The sequence below is a fragment of the Janibacter sp. HTCC2649 genome (assembly GCF_000152705.1).
Lineage (GTDB): Bacteria > Actinomycetota > Actinomycetes > Actinomycetales > Dermatophilaceae > Knoellia.
Genome location: NZ_CH672413.1, coordinates 770,588 through 786,919, shown reverse-complemented (window position 1 = coordinate 786,919; position 16,332 = coordinate 770,588). Strand labels below are relative to the sequence as shown.

The following is a 16,332-nucleotide window of genomic DNA, read 5'->3' as shown; positions in this document are numbered from 1 at the left end:
CCACCGCTGTCCGCGTCCGATGACCTTTCTGTGCCCGGATCCTCGCGTCCTCGCGAGCCCGGCCCCGACTCCCTGAGGACGGTGACCCGACGTGTCTCCGACGCGCTTCTCCGCCCACCCGGCCGACACCGGTCTCTACCGGCGCGACCACGAGCACGACGCTTGTGGCGTTGCCATGGTGGCGACCATGCGAGGCACGGCTGGCCACGACATCGTCGAGCACGCCCTCACGGCGCTGCGCAACCTCGACCACCGGGGCGCCACGGGTGCCGACCCGCTCGTCGGTGACGGCGCGGGCATCCTCACGCAGCTGCCCGACGCGTTCTTCCGGGCCGTTCTCGACATCGAGCTTCCGGTTGCAGGGGCGTATGCCGCGGGCATGGCCTACCTGCCCCAGGACGAGTCCGAGCGTTCCGCTGCCGAGCAGCGGATCGCCGAGATCGCGTCCGAGGAGGGACTCGAGGTCCTCGCGTGGCGCGACGTTCCCGTCACCCCCGAGCTCGTCGGGGACGCTGCCCGAGCCTGTATGCCGGTCTTCCGCCAGCTCTTCGTCGCCGCTCCCGATCGCAGTGTCTCGGGGATCGAGCTCGACCGTCTCGCCTTCTGCCTGCGCAAGCGCGCCGAGCGCGAGGTCGAGGTCTACTTCCCGTCCCTGTCGGCCCGCACCATCGTCTACAAGGGCATGCTGACGACCGGTCAGCTCGAGCCGTTCTTCCCCGACCTGTCGGACGAGCGATTCGCGAGCGAGCTGGCCCTGGTCCACTCGCGCTTCTCCACCAACACGTTCCCGAGCTGGCCCCTGGCCCACCCCTACCGCCTCATGGCGCACAACGGTGAGATCAACACCGTCAAGGGCAACCGCAACTGGATGCGCGCCCGCGAGAGCCAGCTCGTGTCCGACACGTTCCACGGCGACCTCGACCGGCTCTTCCCGATCTGTACGCCTGACGCCTCGGACTCGGCGAGCTTCGACGAGGTGCTCGAGCTGATCCACCTCGGCGGACGGTCGCTGCCGCACGCCGTCCTCATGATGATCCCGGAGGCGTGGGAGAACCACGCCGAGATGGACCCGGCCCGCCGTGCCTTCTACGAGTTCCACTCGACCTTCATGGAGCCGTGGGACGGCCCCGCCTGCGTCGCGTTCACCGATGGCACGCTCATCGGCGCGGTCCTTGACCGCAACGGACTTCGCCCCGGCCGCTACTGGGTGACCGAGGACGGTCTCGTCGTCCTCGCCTCGGAGGCCGGTGTCCTCGACCTCCCTGCCGAGAAGGTCGTCAAGCGCGGCCGCCTCCAGCCGGGTCGCATGTTCCTCATCGACACGGCCGCTGGCCGCATCGTCAGCGACGACGAGGTCAAGTCCGAGCTCGCCGCGGAGAACCCCTACGAGGAGTGGCTGCACGCCGGCCTGCTCTCGCTGGAGGACCTGCCCGAGCGCGAGCACATCATCCACACGGCTGCGTCCGTGGCCCGTCGCCAGCGCACCTTTGGCTACACCGAGGAAGAGCTCAAGATCCTCCTCGCGCCCATGGCTCGCACCGGTGGTGAGGCGCTCGGCTCGATGGGCACCGACACGCCTGTCGCCGTGTTGTCCGACAAGCCGCGCCTGCTCTTCGACTACTTCACCCAGCTCTTCGCGCAGGTGACGAACCCTCCGCTCGACGCGATCCGCGAGGAGCTCGTCACCTCGCTCGGCACGGTCATCGGACCCGAGGGCAACATGCTCGAGGCCACCCCGGTGCACGCCCGCCAGGTCGTCCTGCCGTTCCCGGTGATCGACAACGACGAGCTCGCCAAGATCGTCCACATCAACGCCGACGGCGACCTGCCCGGCTACGCCACCCACGTCGTCCGCGGCACCTACAAGGTCGACGAGGGCGAGTCTGCCCTGCGCAGCCGCCTCGACGAGATCTTTGCCGAGGTCAGCGAGGCCATCGCTCGTGGTGCACGTTTCGTCGTGCTCTCCGACCGTGACTCCGACCGCGACCACGCGCCGATCCCGTCGCTGCTCCTCACGTCGGCCGTGCACCACCACCTCATCCGCGAGAAGACCCGCAACATGGTCGGTCTGCTCGTCGAGGCCGGTGACGTCCGCGAGGTGCACCACGTGGCGCTGCTGGTCGGCTTCGGCGCGGCCGCGATCAACCCCTACCTCGCGATGGAGACCGTCGAGGACATGGTCCGCACGGGCGCCGTCACCGGCGTCACCGCTGAGCAGGCCGTCAAGAACCTCATCAAGGCTCTGGGCAAGGGCATCCTCAAGGTCATGTCCAAGATGGGCATCTCCACCGTGGCGTCCTACCGCGGTGCCCAGGTCTTCGAGGCCCTCGGCCTGTCCCAGGAACTCGTCGACGAGTACTTCACCGGCACGGTCTCGCAGCTCGGTGGCATCGGTCTCGACGTCATTGCCGCGGAGACAGCGGCACGCCACGACTCGGCATACCCGACTGATGGCGTGATCCTCTCGCACCGCAAGCTGCGCGTGGGTGGCGAGTACCAGTGGCGTCGCGAAGGCGAGCCGCACCTCTTCGACCCCGACACGGTCTTCCGGCTGCAGCACGCCACGCGTGAGCGCCGCTACGACATCTTCAAGCAGTACACCGAGCGCATCGACGACCAGTCCGAGCGCCTCATGACGATCCGCGGGCTCTTCGAGCTCGGTGGCCGGGCCGAGCGCGAGCCGATCTCGATCGACGAGGTGGAGTCGGTCAGCGACATCGTCAAGCGCTTCAACACCGGTGCCATGAGCTACGGCTCGATCAGCCAAGAGGCTCACGAGACGCTCGCCGTCGCGATGAACCGCCTCGGCGGTCGCTCCAACACGGGTGAGGGTGGCGAAGACCTCGAGCGGCTGCTCGACCCCGAGCGTCGTTCGGCGATCAAGCAGGTGGCCTCCGGTCGCTTCGGTGTGACCTCGGCCTACCTCACGAACGCCGACGACATCCAGATCAAGATGGCGCAGGGAGCCAAGCCCGGCGAGGGTGGCCAGCTGCCCGGCCCCAAGGTCTATCCGTGGGTGGCGCGCACGCGTCACAGCACGCCCGGCGTCGGCCTCATCAGCCCGCCGCCGCACCACGACATCTACTCGATCGAGGACCTCGCCCAGCTCATCCACGATCTCAAGAACTCCAACCCCCAGGCCCGCATCCACGTGAAGCTGGTCTCCGAGATCGGGGTCGGCACGGTCGCGGCTGGCGTCTCCAAGGCACACGCCGACGTCGTGCTCATCTCTGGACACGACGGTGGCACCGGCGCATCGCCGCTCACCTCGCTCAAGCACGCGGGTGGACCCTGGGAGCTCGGCCTCGCCGAGACCCAGCAGACCCTCGTCCTCAACGGGTTGCGCGACCGCATCGTCGTGCAGGTCGACGGCCAGATCAAGACCGGCCGTGACGTGGTCATCGCAGCGCTGCTCGGTGCCGAGGAGTTCGGTTTCGCGACCGCGCCCCTCGTCGTGAGCGGCTGCATCCTCATGCGGGTCTGTCACCTCGACACCTGCCCCGTCGGCATCGCCACCCAGAACCCCGAGCTGCGTTCGCGCTACTCCGGCAAGCCGGAGTTCGTCGAGACGTTCTTCGAGTACATCGCCGAGGAGGTTCGCGAACACCTCGCGTCGCTGGGCTTCCGCAGCATCGAGGAGGCGATCGGGCAGATCACCGCGCTCGACACCACCAAGGCCGTCGCGCACTGGAAGGCGGCCGGCCTCGACCTGTCGCCCATCCTCGCCGAGGTCGACAGCCCCGACGGCTCCGCCAAGCGCCACACGATCAGCCAGGACCACGGGCTCGAGAAGGCCCTGGACCACCAGCTCATCGCCATCGCACGCGAGGCCATCGACGACGGCACCCCCGTGACCGGCACGGTGGCCGTGCGCAACGTCAACCGCACCGTCGGCACGATGCTCGGTCACGAGGTGACCCGCGTCCACTCCGGTGGACTGCCCGACGACACGATCGACATCACCCTGCGGGGGTCGGCCGGTCAGAGCTTCGGCGCCTTCGTCCCCAAGGGTGTGACCCTGCGTCTCGTGGGTGACGCCAACGACTACGTCGGCAAGGGCCTGTCGGGTGGACGCATCGTCGTCGCGCCTGACCCGAGCTCCCCGCTCACGGCCGAGGACAACGTCATCGCCGGCAATGTCATCGGCTACGGCGCGACCTCCGGCGAGATCTTCCTGCGCGGACGCGTCGGTGAGCGCTTCTGTGTGCGCAACTCCGGCATCACCGCCGTCGTGGAGGGCGTGGGCGACCACGGCCTCGAGTACATGACCGGTGGGACCGTCCTCATCCTCGGATCGACCGGCCGCAACGTCGCTGCCGGTATGTCCGGTGGCGTCGCGTACGTCCTCGATCTCGACGCCGCACGGGTCAACGGTGACCTCGTCGACGTCTCTCCCTTGCGGGACAGCGACATCGAGGTCGTGCGCGACCTGCTCGAACGCCATCGCAGCCACACCGGGTCGGCCGTGGCCACCCAGCTGCTCCAGGACTGGGAAGCCGCGCGACAGCGCTTCTCCCTCGTCCTTCCCCGCGACTACCAGCGAGTCCTCGACGTCCGCGCCGCTGCCGAGGTCGAGGGCCTCGACCTCGAAGGCGCCGAGGTCTGGGACCGAATCATGGAGGCTTCCCGTGGCTGACCCCCAAGGCTTTCTCAAGAACCGCGAGCGTGAGCTCCCGGCTCGTCGCCCCGTGCCGGTGCGCATCAAGGACTGGCGCGAGGTCTACGAGGAGCAGGAGCTCGGCCAGCTGCAGACGCAGGCCGGACGCTGCATGGACTGCGGCATCCCCTTCTGCCACAGCGGCTGCCCGCTCGGCAACCTCATCCCCGAGTGGAACGACCTCGCCTGGAAGGGTGACTGGCGCAACGCCATCGAGCGGCTCCACGCGACCAACAACTTCCCCGAGTTCACCGGTCGTCTCTGCCCCGCGCCCTGCGAGACCGCGTGCGTGTTGGGCATCAACCAGCCCGCCGTGACGATCAAGCAGGTCGAGGTCACGACGATCGAGAAGGCCTTCGCCGACGGGGGAGTCACGCCTCGTCCGCCGGAGCGCCTCTCGGGCAAGACCGTCGCCGTGGTCGGCTCCGGCCCGGCAGGACTCGCCGCCGCGCAGCAGCTCACCCGCGCCGGCCACACCGTCGCGGTCTACGAGCGCGCCGACCGCCCCGGTGGTCTGCTCCGCTACGGCATCCCCGAGTTCAAGATGGAGAAGTCGGTCGTCGACCGTCGCCTCCAGCAGATGCAGTCCGAGGGCACCCGTTTTCGCAGCTCGGTCGATGTCGGTGCCGATGTCACGTGGGAGCAGCTCCGTGCCCGCTACGACGCGGTCGTCATCGCCATGGGCGCCACGGTGCCGCGTGACCTCGAAGTGCCGGGCCGCCACGAGGCCAGTGGTGTCCTCCAGGCCATGGACTTCCTCCCGCCCGCGAACCGCGTGTCCCTCGGCGAGACCGTTGACGGTCAGGTGACTGCCGAGGGCAAGGACGTCATCGTCATCGGTGGTGGAGACACCGGAGCCGACTGCATCGGCACCTCGCACCGTCAGGGCGCGAAGTCCGTCACGAGCCTCGAGATCATGCCGCAGCCGGGGGAGGACCGCGCCCCGGGTCAGCCGTGGCCGACCTACCCCATGACCTTCCGTGTCGCTTCGGCGCACGAGGAGGGCGGTGAACGCCTGTATGCCGTGAGCACCCAGGAGGTCGTCTCCGACGACGAGGGTCGCGTCAGCGGCCTGCGCGTGCACGAGGTGCGTCGCGGCGAGAACGGCTTCGAGCCGGTCGAGGACACCGAGAAGGTCATCCCGGCGCAGCTCGTGCTGCTCGCCATGGGCTTCCTCGGCCCGCAGACCGAAACCCTCGTGGCCCAGCTCGGTGTCGAGCTCGACGAGCGTTCCAACGTGCGTCGCGGGTCGGACTACATGTCGACGGTGCCCGGTGTGTTCGTGGCTGGCGACGCCGGTCGCGGTCAGTCGCTCATCGTCTGGGCCATCGCCGAGGGTCGGGCAGCCGCCCACCACGTTGACGCCTGGCTGTCGGGAAAGCCGTCGCGCCTGCCGCGTCCGGTCAACCCGACGGACCGCCCTCTCACTGTGTGACCCGCATCACGGCGCAACCGTTCTCGCAGATAGGCTGACGCTCATGCGCCGCGCGAAGATCGTCTGCACCCTGGGTCCTGCCACCTCCTCTCCCGCACAGCTTCGTGAGCTGGTCCGTGCGGGGATGGACGTGGCCCGATTCAACCTCTCCCACGGGGATCTCGAGGACCACGCCAAGGTCTACATGGATGTGCGTCGCGCGAGCGACGAGCTGGGTCACGCGGTCGGCATCCTCGCCGACCTCCAGGGCCCCAAGATCCGGACGGGTCGGTTCAAGGACGGCTCCGTCATGCTCGAGAACGGTGCGCGGTTCACCATCACCAACCGTGACGTCGAGGGCACCAAGGACGAGGTCGGCACGACCTATGCGGGCCTTCCCGCTGACGTCTCTGCCGGTGACTCGATCCTCATCGACGACGGCAAGCTCGCGCTCACCGTGATCGAGTCCAGCGACACCGACATCCTCTGCGAGGTCGTCGAGGGCGGGGTGCTCAGCAACAACAAGGGCATCAACGTGCCCGGCGCGGCAATGAGTGTCCCGGCCCTGTCCGAGAAGGACGAGGAGGACCTGCGCTGGGCCCTGGACATCCGGGTCGACATGATCGCGCTCTCGTTCGTGCGCAGTGCCGCCGACATCGAGCCGGTCCACCGGATCATGGACGAGATGGGCGTGCGGATCCCCGTCATCGCCAAGATCGAGAAGCCCCAGGCCGTCGACAACCTCGACGAGATCGTCCGAGCCTTCGACGGGCTGATGGTGGCGCGTGGCGACCTCGGTGTCGAGATGCCGCTCGAGACCGTGCCGCTCGTCCAGAAGCGGGCGTGTGAGCTCGGCCGCCGCCAGGCCAAGCCGGTCATCGTGGCAACCCAGGTCCTCGAGTCGATGATCACCAACAGCCGCCCGACCCGCGCCGAAGCATCCGACGCGGCCAACGCCGTCCTCGACGGGGCCGACGCGCTCATGCTCTCGGGGGAGACGAGCGTCGGCGCGCACCCGATCGAGGCCGTCACGACCATGGCCCGCATCATCGAGAACACCGAGGAGCACGGCCTCGGCCGCATCAAGCCCCTCGACACCAAGCCGCGCACCAAGGGTGGCGCTGTCACGGCTGCCGCGGCCGAGATCGGCGAGCTCCTGGGGTGCAAGTTCCTCATCTGCTTCACGGTGAGTGGTGACAGTGCCCGGCGCCTGGCCCGCGTTCGACCGCGCATCCCCATGCTCGCCTTCACGCCGTTCCAGTGGACCCGCTCGCAGCTGGCCCTCACCTGGGGCGTCGAAACCTTCATCACCCCCGAGGCACGCCACACCGACCAGTTCGCCATGCAGGTCGACGAGGAGCTTCTCGGCTGCGGCAAGGCGCAGGAGGGCGACATCGTCGTCATCGTCGCCGGCTCGCCCCCCGGCATCCCCGGCTCGACCAACGCCCTGCGCGTGCACCGCATTGGTGACGCGAAGAACCGGGTGGCACCGGCATACGAGGACGTTGCCGGCACGACCCAGAAGTGAGCGCCGTCGGGGCTGCGCACGCAGCCCCGACGACCGCCGTTAGGATGGTTCCGCACGCCCGCCGGGGTGGTGGAATGGCAGACACGGAGCACTCAAAATGCTTTGCTCGAAAGGGCGTGCGGGTTCAAGTCCCGCCCTCGGCACCAACGGAGTTCAGAGAACCTCGCGCAGCGCTCCGGTCTCGACCTCGTAGACGAAGCCGCGAACGCTGTCCTTCTTCGGGATGAACGGGCTGTCCTTGATGCGGGCGATCGACTGCCGGACGTCGGTGTCGAGATCGCTGAAGGCTTCGGCCGCCCACTCGGGCTTGATGCCGACCTCGGCCCGGATGGACTCCTTGAAGTCGTCGTCGGTGAAGGTGAGCATTCCGCAGTCGGTGTGGTGGATGAGGATGATCTCCTCCGTGCCGAGCAGGCGCTGGCTGATGGTCAGCGAACGGATCTCGTCGGCGGTGATGACCCCACCGGCGTTGCGGATGATGTGGGCGTCGCCCTCGGTCAACCCGAGGAGTCCGTAGGGGTTGAGCCGCGCATCCATGCACGCGACGATCGCGATCCTGCGGGCCGGGGGCAACGGCAGGTCGCCCTTGTCGAATGAGGCGGCGTACGCCTCGGCGTTCTGGAGCAGCTGGTCGGTGGTGCTCATGGCGTTCTCCGAACGAGTGGTGGTGGGGGGAGCCTTCAGCGAATCACCGACAGGTACGCAATACCACACATGGGTCAATGGGTGAGATAACGAACGGTTATGTATCGACTGGCCGCTCTCCTGCCTGCGCGGGCCACGTGCGCTGTCGCCTAGGCTGACCCCGTGAGCACCGCGACCCCCGAAGCACCCGGGACCCCCGAGAGCACGCCGACCGCCAAGCGGATCCTCGTTGCCGAGGACGAGGCCATCATCCGTCTCGACCTGGCCGAGATGCTCGGGGAGGCCGGCTACGACGTCGTCGGTCAGGCCAGCAATGGGGAGCAGGCGGTCGAGATGGCCACCTCCCTGCGCCCTGACCTCGTCATCATGGACGTGAAGATGCCCGTCATGGACGGCATCACCGCGGCCGAGCAGATTGGCAAGGAACGCATCTGCCCCGTGGTCATGCTCACCGCCTTCAGCCAGACCGAACTCGTCGAGCGCGCTCGTGACGCCGGCGTCATGGCCTACATCGTCAAGCCGTTCACGGCCACCGACGTCGTCCCCGCCATCGACATCGCCCTCTCCCGTTGGGGTGAGCTCAAGACCCTCGAGTCCGAGGTCGCCGACCTGGGCGAGCGCCTCGAGACCCGCAAGTCCGTCGACCGCGCCAAGGGCGTGCTCATGGCCAAGCTCAAGATCACCGAGTCCGAGGCCTTCCGCTGGATCCAGAAGACCGCGATGGACCGTCGGATGGGCATGAAGGAAGTCTCGGACGCCGTCGTCGCCGGGATGGAAAAGGCCTGACGCACCTTCGGTGCGACGATCGCGTATGCCGGCCGGCCGGCATACGCACGCTTCTCACCTGAGGGTGATCACGAGTTGCGTGAGCAGCGGCGCCACGATGAGCGCGGGCAGCATGTCCGCGACGGGCACGTCCTTGATGCGCAGCAGGCGCATCCCGATGCCCGCGAGCATGAGGCCACCGGTGGCAGTGAGCGCCAGGATGTGCGGCTCGGGCAGGACGGAGCCGAGCAGGACCCCGACAACCGTCAGGGCACCCTGAACAACGGCGACCGACACCGCCGACAGCAGCACGCCCACGCCGAACGTCGAGGCGAAGGCGAGCGCGGCGAAGCCGTCGAGGACGGACTTGAGCAGGAGCTGGTCGATGCCGCGCCCGAGGCCGTCGGAGAGTGACCCGAGGATCGTCAGCGGGCCGACGCAGAAGAGCAGGGATGCGCCGAGCCACCCCTCGATGAACTTCTCGCGGGCGGTCGTCCCGTGCGCTGTGCCGTCCGCGGGTTCCACGTCATCGACGTCGGCCAGGGCGGGGGAGCGGCGCGCGAACCACGCCTCCACGATGCCGGCGAGCGACTCCAGACGATCGCCGATGCGCAGCAGTGACCCGGCGATGGAACCGATGAGCAGCGAGCCCAGGACGATGAGGACCGGTGCGCCGGTTCCCGTCGCGTCGGAGAGCACCTTGTCGGTGACGCTCACGGCTGAGAGCCCCGCCATGAGCAGCGTCGTGAGGCCCAGGCAGTCCGTGACGACGGAGCGGGTGCGGTCCGGGAAGCGGTGTCCCACAGCCATACCGAGCAGCGCACCGACGACGACGGTGGCGACGTTGATGACGGTTCCGAGACCGGGAAACGAGGGATCCACGGCCGTGACTCTACGGTGGTTGAAAGCGATATTGCCCAAGACCTACCACCGGGACGCTCGGCACCGTAAGGTCGGGACGTCAACCGCGCAGGGGGCTGTGAGGTCGAGGAGGCGCCGGTGGCGCGCAGCATGGTCGAGGTCACAGCTGTCCCACGGGACGAGCTGCGAGACTTCGTCGGACTGTGGTTGGCATCGAAGATCGATGCTGGCGTCCCACTTGAAGTGGCGACACGGTTCGCGAACGACGGACGACTCGAGCTCGCACTCGGGCGCCCCGACGTCTACGCCCACGTGGCGCGCATCGACGGACGCCCGGTCGGCTACGTCGTCACCACCGAGAACCCGTTCGGACTCCAGCCGGAGCCCGAGATCGCGATCGAGCTCCTCTTCGTCGACCCCGGCTCGCGCCGGCACGGCGTGGCACGAGCCCTGCTGTCGGCGGTCACGTCCTTGGCCGAACGCGCCGGATCCGAGGTCGTCGTCAGCAACGTCCCGACGCAGAGTCGTGAGGCGCACCGCTTCTTCGCGCGGCTGGGCTTCTCGTCGGTCCTGGTGCGCCGGGTCGTCGGCACGACCCAGCTGCGCCGTCGACTCGCCCCGCAGGGCAGCGTCGTCAACGCCACGGTCGACCAGCTCATCCGGCGTCGCCGGTCGCTGCGTTCGATCGCCTCCCGCGCCAGCTGACACTCCCCTCCACACCAGTCGAGAGGAGAGAACGCGCCGTATGCCGGTCGGCACACTCGGCGTGTTCTCTCCTCTCGACTGGTGTGATCTGGGCATTCAGGCGCCGGGCGGTGCCTGGCGGATGAGGCAGGTCAGGCGCGAGGTGCAGACTCGCTTGCCGTCCTCGTCACTCACGACGATCTCCCACGAGCTCAACGTGTTGCCCACGGAGATGGGCATCGCGACGCCGGTGACGAGCCCGCTGCGGGCGGCGCGGTGATGGGTGGCGTTGATGTCGGTGCCGACGACGATCCGGTCCTTGCCGGCATGGAGTGCAGCACCGATGGAGCCGAGGGTCTCCGCGAGGACGACTGACGCCCCACCGTGGAGCAGTCCGTAGGGCTGGGTGTTGCCCTCCACCGGCATCGTCGCGACGACGCGCTCCAGCGTGGCCTCGGTGACCTTGATGTCCATGCGGTGCAGGAGCGAGGTCGGGTTGAGGGCCGCCATCTGGTCCACGAACGGCATGAGGTCCGGGGTGTCGCTGGCCGCTGCGTTGTCTGCTTCGTTGCTCATGCGTGGTCGCTTTCACTGGTGTCGGGGGTTGGCCATAGGCTGCCACGCGTGAGTCGCCTCCTTGTTCTCGACGGTCATTCCCTTGCCTATCGCGCGTTCTTCGCCCTCCCGGTGGAGAACTTCTCGACGAGCACGGGTCAACACACCAACGGCGTCTACGGCTTCACGTCGATGCTCATCAACGTGCTGCGCGACGAGAACCCCACTCACGTCGCCGTGGCGTTCGACGTGTCACGCAAGACCTTCCGCTCCGAGGAGTACGCCGACTACAAGGCCACGCGTTCCGCGACGCCGAGCGAGTTCCAGGGCCAGGTGGCCCTGGTCCGCGAGGTGCTCGACGCACTGCGGATCAAGCACGTGCAGGTCGACGGGTTCGAGGCCGATGACGTCATCGCCACGCTGACGACGATGGCCGAGGCCGAGGGCATGGAGGTCGTCATCGTCACCGGCGACCGCGACGCGTTCCAGCTCGTCACCGACAACGTCTCGTTGATCTATCCGGTGCGTGGCGTCTCGGACGTGTGGCGGATGGACCCCAAGGCCGTTGAGGACAAGTACCTCGTGGCACCCGAGCGTTACAGCGACCTCGCCGCCCTCGTCGGCGAGACCAGTGACAACCTTCCCGGCGTGCCCGGGGTCGGACCCAAGACCGCCGCCAAGTGGCTCGGTCTCTACGGCGACCTCCAAGGAGTTGTCGCCCACGCAGACGAGATCAAGGGCAAGGCAGGAGAGTCCCTGCGCGAGCACCTCAACGGCGTCCTGCGCAACCGCCGCCTCAACCAGCTGGTCCGTGACCTCTCGCTGCCCGTGACCATCGCCGAGCTCGAACGAGCGACGTGGGACCGCGAAGAGGTCCACAAGGTCTTCGACGGCCTCGAGTTCCGCGTCCTGCGCGACCGCCTGTTCGAGACCTTCGACGCTGCACCGGACGAGGCCGAGGGTGGCTTCGACCTCGACGCCTCCGTCCTCTCCTCGGCAGAGGTCAAGCCGTGGCTCGACGAGCACGCGACGACCGAGCCGACCGGCGTCCACGTCGTGGGCGCGTGGGGCCGTGGAACGGGCGACGTCACGGCGGTGGGCCTGGCCACAGCAGGTGACGCGGCGGCATACATCGATGTCACGGAGCTTGACGAGGACGGTGAGAAGGCACTCGCTGACTGGCTGGCGGACGCTGCGCGTCCCAAGATCCTGCACGACGCCAAGGGGCCCATGCATGCCTTGGAAGCGAGGGGTATGCCGCTTCGCGGAGTCACGATGGACACCGCACTCGCCGCGTACCTCGTGAAGCCGGACCAGCGCAGCTTCGACCTCGCCGACCTCGTCGTCCGACACCTCGGTCGGGAGCTCAAGGCCGAGGAGCACGCCGGGGGTCAGGGCCTGCTCGACTTCGACACGGACGAAGAGGTGGTCGGCCAGGACGCGATGGTGCGTGCCCGCGCGGTGCTCGACCTCTCGGTGCCGCTGAGCGAGCAACTCGAGGCGACCGGTGGGACCGAGCTCCTGCGCGACATCGAGCTGCCGCTCGTCGACATCCTCGGCGCGATGGAGCGCACCGGCATCGCCGTCGACACCGACGCGCTAAGCGCACTCGAGGCCGACTTCGACGCGAAGGTGCGTGAGGCCCAGCTCGACGCCTACGAAGCCATCGGCGGCGACGAGATCAACCTCGGCTCGCCCAAGCAGCTGCAGACCGTCCTCTTCGAGACGCTGGGTCTGCCCAAGACCCGCAGGACGAAGACCGGCTACACGACCGACGCGGACGCGCTCACCGATCTCTACGCCAAGACCCAGCACCCGTTCCTCGAAGCGATGCTCCGTCACCGCGACGCCATGCGCCTGCGTGTCACGGTCGAGGGCCTCATCAAGTCCGTGGCCGAGGACCAGCGCATCCACACGACCTACATCCAGACCATCGCCGCGACCGGTCGCCTCAGCTCGACCGACCCCAACCTGCAGAACGTGCCGATCCGCACCGAGGCGGGCCGGCGCATCCGCGAGGTGTTCGTCGTCGGCAAGGGCTATGAGTCGCTGATGTCGGCCGACTACAGCCAGATCGAGATGCGAATCATGGCGCACCTCTCCGGCGACGAGGGGCTCATCGAGGCCTTCCGCACCGGCGAGGACCTCCACCGCTTCGTCGGGGCGCGAGTGTTCGGCGTGGAGCCCGAGGACGTCACGGCCGAGATGCGCAGCAAGGTCAAGGCGATGAGCTATGGCCTCGCCTACGGTCTGTCCGCGTTCGGGCTGTCCAAGCAGCTGACCATCTCGACCGGCGAGGCGCAGGGGCTCATGGACGAGTACTTCGCGCGCTTCGGCGGGGTGCGTGACTACCTGCGCGAGGTCGTGGGGGAAGCCCGTGCGACCGGCTACACCGCGACCATGCTCGGACGTCGTCGCTACCTGCCCGATCTCACGAGCGACAACCGCCAGCGCCGCGAAGGTGCCGAGCGGATGGCGCTCAACGCCCCCATCCAGGGCTCTGCCGCCGACATCATCAAGCTCGCCATGAAGGGCGTCGACTCGGCGCTGCGGGAGTCCGGCGCGAAGTCACGCATGCTCCTCCAGGTCCACGACGAACTCGTGCTCGAGGTCGCCGAGGGCGAACGCGACGACGTCGAGGCGCTCGTGCGCGCCGAGATGGGTCGGGCCGTGGAGATGGACGTCCCGCTCGACGTCAGCGTCGGTCTGGGCCACAGCTGGCACGACGCGGCTCACTGACCCCGTCGTGGCCGGGCCGGGCGGTCGGGTCCAGCCAAGATGGGCGTTCGTGAGTCCGGGAGGCGCTGGCGGTCGTACCCTGCGGTCATCGGCAGGCGTGGTCGATCTGGACACCCATGCCGCTCGACGGACGGAGCGAGCCGTGAGAATTGCCCGCATCACCAACATCGCCATCGGCGCCCTGACGTTGGTCGTGAGCTTCGTTGCGTCGTTGTGGCGTTACCACGGTGAGCACAGCATCAGCCCGTCGATGATCCTCACCTCCGCGATCTTCGGCTTCATGGCGATCACGCTGGTCATCACGTTGCGCAGGGGCATGACGTCAGGGATCACGCCCGGGAACGCGGGCATGGTGTGGCTCGTCCTCCTGCTGCTCACCACTGCTGCCACGTGGCAGCTCATCCCGTCGCCCAACCGGCCGTTCATCGGTGTCTTCCTGGCCCTCGTCGCTGGAGTCGCCATCGGGGCGGCCGTCGTCCCTGGCATGGAACTCGGGTCCGGTGACGACGGCACCGGCATCAGGGGCGGGCGGGGTCCCTGGGGCGGCGGGGGAGGCTGACGGCGACACCGATGACGGTCACCAGCACGGAGGCGATGAGGAAGGTGGTCGCGACCTGCGTGACGCTGTCATGGCGCCAGAGCTCGACAACCAGGGTCGCCAGACCGACGGCTCCCCAGACGAGGTAGCCCACGACGTGCCGCCCACGGGCCGCACCCCAGAAGACGAGGACCTGGGAGAGTGCCCACGCACCTCCGAGGGCCGTGAACGCGGGCACCAGGTCTGCGAGATGCGTGTATGCCGGCCCGCCGACGATCCGGACCAGCGGGCCCGAGATCAGGGCTGAGAAGGCGACGCCGACCGCAACGATGGCCGCGGTGCCTCCGAGCGCGAGGAAGAGCGGGCGAGACCCCTTGGCCCGGGACATCCCGGGGTAGAGGACCGTCGCCAGAAAGGCCGGACCCCAGAAGGCGGCCTTCGCGAAAAGGCTGAGGACGGCATACGCGCCGGAGTCCCCGCCCGACAGGACGTGACGGGCAACAGGGGTGTCGATGGTCGATGCCACGAGCAGGGCGGAGGTGCCGGCCATGCCGGCGAGGACACGTCGCACCTGCGTGGGCACGTCGGCGTGCATCATCCGACCGAGGTCGCCGCGCACCAGGACGAGGACGCCGAGGGCCAGCAGCCAGGAGGCGAGCGCGGTCAGGGCCATGACCCCCGTGACGCCCCAACCGAGCCACGCCGCGAGCGCACCGCCAGTGGCGCGCGCGACGGACGCCACGGCATACACGGTTCCGAGGGTGACGAAACGCTCCCCACCCTGGAGGGTGCCCTGGACCGCAGCTGTGATGCAGGTCGGCAGGATCGAGGCCGCGACCAGGAAGACCGGCACGGGACCGTCGAGGTGCAGCAGCGGGACGATCGCCGGGGTGAGGAGGGCCACGACCGCCGTGATGATGAGGCCGACGATGGCACCGGTGCGCAGGGCGGACGCCCGGGCGTCGGGCCGGTGCAGGGCCACGCGCCACGCACTGACGAGCTGGGTCGACAGGGCGGCGACGCTCGCGATGATGACGAGGTTGAGGAGCGAGGCGACGGCCCCGAGCTCGTCGGCTCCGAGTTCACGGTTGAGGACGAGGAAGAGGGCGTAGCCAAAGACATTGGCCAAGAGGCTGCCGGCGCCCACTGCGCCTGCCCCCCATCCGCTGCGTGCCCGGGAGGGCTGCTGGGTCACGCGTCCTTGCCGACGACGTAGAGGTAGGACGTGAAGGGCGGACCGGCCATCGGCTCCTCCTCGGCATGCAGAATGCGTCCACCCGCGCTGGTGATGACGTCCTCGACCTTGCGGCGTCGCAACGTGTGGAACTCCATCACCGAGTCATAGCCGTAGGCGCGACGACGGTAGATGTTCTGGATGCGGTTGGGAAGGCGACGTGCAACACCCGTGGGTGACCAGTCCGCGTGGCTCGGGACCGTGAAGACCGCGACTCCGCCGGGGCGGAGCACTCGCACGAACTCGGCGAGGTAGGCCTTCTTGAACTCGTTGGGGATGTGCTGCAGCACGATGATGCTGAGCAGGAGGTCGAACGTGTCTGCGTCGAACAGGCTGAGATCGGCGGCCTCGTTGAGGTGGAACTGGACGCGCTCGTGGCCCGTGTTCTTCTCACGAGCCAGCTCGATCATCGAGGCCGCGATGTCGACGCCGTCGACCCGGTCAAAATGCGCGGCGAGGGCCCGAGTCAGACGCCCGGCTCCGCAGCCGAAGTCCAGGGCGCGGCCGTGCTGTTGCGGTCGGTGGCCCAGCCGATCGAGGACGGTCATCACCTCGTCGACGGCCTGCTGACCTGTGGCAAAGAACTCCTCTTCGTCCCACCGGTTCTGGTGTTGTTCCGGGTACGCGAGGATGGCCCACAGGGGGTCCACGGAACCCAGCGTGTTCCAGTTGCGGCGCAGATCGTCGAGTCCCATCGGCGGTTACATTAGTA

At 68.4% G+C, this 16,332-nt stretch carries 12 protein-coding genes and 1 tRNA gene; 8 read left to right on the top strand and 5 right to left on the bottom strand.

Going from position 1 to position 16,332, the window contains the following annotated elements; all coding sequences use genetic code 11:
* Window positions 1–91: 91 nt before the first annotated feature.
* From gltB to JNB_RS03710, 4 genes are all read left to right on the top strand, one after another.
* Window positions 92–4,636, top strand: coding sequence for a glutamate synthase large subunit (gene gltB / locus JNB_RS03725; protein WP_009775074.1), 4,545 nt, complete (start codon window positions 92–94; stop codon window positions 4,634–4,636).
* Window positions 4,629–6,092: a glutamate synthase subunit beta gene (locus JNB_RS03720; protein ID WP_009775073.1), complete on the top strand. Its 1,464-nt coding sequence runs from the start codon at window positions 4,629–4,631 to the stop codon at window positions 6,090–6,092. Before gltB ends, JNB_RS03720 begins: the two co-directional genes overlap by 8 nt.
* 43 nt (window positions 6,093–6,135) lie before the next feature.
* Entirely contained in the window at window positions 6,136–7,599 is a 1,464-nt protein-coding gene (gene pyk / locus JNB_RS03715; protein WP_009775072.1) for a pyruvate kinase, read from the top strand.
* A 60-nt stretch (window positions 7,600–7,659) separates the two neighbouring features.
* A tRNA-Leu gene (locus JNB_RS03710) sits at window positions 7,660–7,745 on the top strand.
* A gap of 7 nt (window positions 7,746–7,752) precedes the next feature.
* On the opposite strand, the gene JNB_RS03705 is transcribed toward JNB_RS03710, so the two are convergent.
* Window positions 7,753–8,244: a carbonic anhydrase gene (locus JNB_RS03705; RefSeq protein WP_009775071.1), complete on the bottom strand. Its 492-nt coding sequence runs from the start codon at window positions 8,242–8,244 to the stop codon at window positions 7,753–7,755.
* 162 nt (window positions 8,245–8,406) lie between these two features.
* Between JNB_RS03705 and JNB_RS03700 the strand changes: the two genes are divergently transcribed.
* Window positions 8,407–9,030 (top strand): ANTAR domain-containing response regulator, encoded by a 624-nt coding sequence (locus JNB_RS03700; protein ID WP_009775070.1) that lies wholly within the window; start codon window positions 8,407–8,409, stop codon window positions 9,028–9,030.
* A 54-nt stretch (window positions 9,031–9,084) separates the two neighbouring features.
* Here JNB_RS03700 and JNB_RS03695 read toward each other — a convergent pair whose 3' ends face one another.
* Window positions 9,085–9,891: a DUF554 domain-containing protein gene (locus tag JNB_RS03695; RefSeq protein WP_009775069.1), complete on the bottom strand. Its 807-nt coding sequence runs from the start codon at window positions 9,889–9,891 to the stop codon at window positions 9,085–9,087.
* Between the two features lie 117 nt (window positions 9,892–10,008).
* Here JNB_RS03695 and JNB_RS03690 point away from each other — a divergent pair, with 117 nt between their 5' ends.
* Window positions 10,009–10,575 carry a GNAT family N-acetyltransferase gene (locus JNB_RS03690; RefSeq protein WP_050766571.1) on the top strand — a complete coding sequence of 189 codons (567 nt, stop codon included), beginning with the start codon at window positions 10,009–10,011 and terminating at the stop codon, window positions 10,573–10,575.
* 96 nt (window positions 10,576–10,671) lie between these two features.
* Here JNB_RS03690 and JNB_RS03685 read toward each other — a convergent pair whose 3' ends face one another.
* Window positions 10,672–11,130: a hotdog fold thioesterase gene (locus tag JNB_RS03685; protein ID WP_009775067.1), complete on the bottom strand. Its 459-nt coding sequence runs from the start codon at window positions 11,128–11,130 to the stop codon at window positions 10,672–10,674.
* 48 nt (window positions 11,131–11,178) lie between these two features.
* On the opposite strand from JNB_RS03685, the gene polA reads away from it, so the two are divergent.
* Both polA and JNB_RS03675 read left to right on the top strand, forming a co-directional pair.
* Window positions 11,179–13,848 carry a DNA polymerase I gene (gene polA, locus JNB_RS03680; RefSeq protein WP_009775066.1) on the top strand — a complete coding sequence of 890 codons (2,670 nt, stop codon included), beginning with the start codon at window positions 11,179–11,181 and terminating at the stop codon, window positions 13,846–13,848.
* Between the two features lie 142 nt (window positions 13,849–13,990).
* Window positions 13,991–14,407 (top strand): hypothetical protein, encoded by a 417-nt coding sequence (locus JNB_RS03675; RefSeq protein WP_040883564.1) that lies wholly within the window; start codon window positions 13,991–13,993, stop codon window positions 14,405–14,407.
* On the opposite strand, the gene JNB_RS03670 is transcribed toward JNB_RS03675, so the two are convergent.
* Complete coding sequence (locus tag JNB_RS03670) at window positions 14,367–15,581, bottom strand: hypothetical protein (protein WP_148232304.1); 1,215 nt, start codon at window positions 15,579–15,581, stop codon at window positions 14,367–14,369. The genes JNB_RS03675 and JNB_RS03670 overlap by 41 nt on opposite strands.
* Complete coding sequence (locus JNB_RS03665) at window positions 15,578–16,315, bottom strand: class I SAM-dependent methyltransferase (RefSeq protein ID WP_009775063.1); 738 nt, start codon at window positions 16,313–16,315, stop codon at window positions 15,578–15,580. The genes JNB_RS03670 and JNB_RS03665 overlap by 4 nt, the downstream gene beginning before the upstream one ends.
* Window positions 16,316–16,332 lie beyond the last annotated feature (17 nt).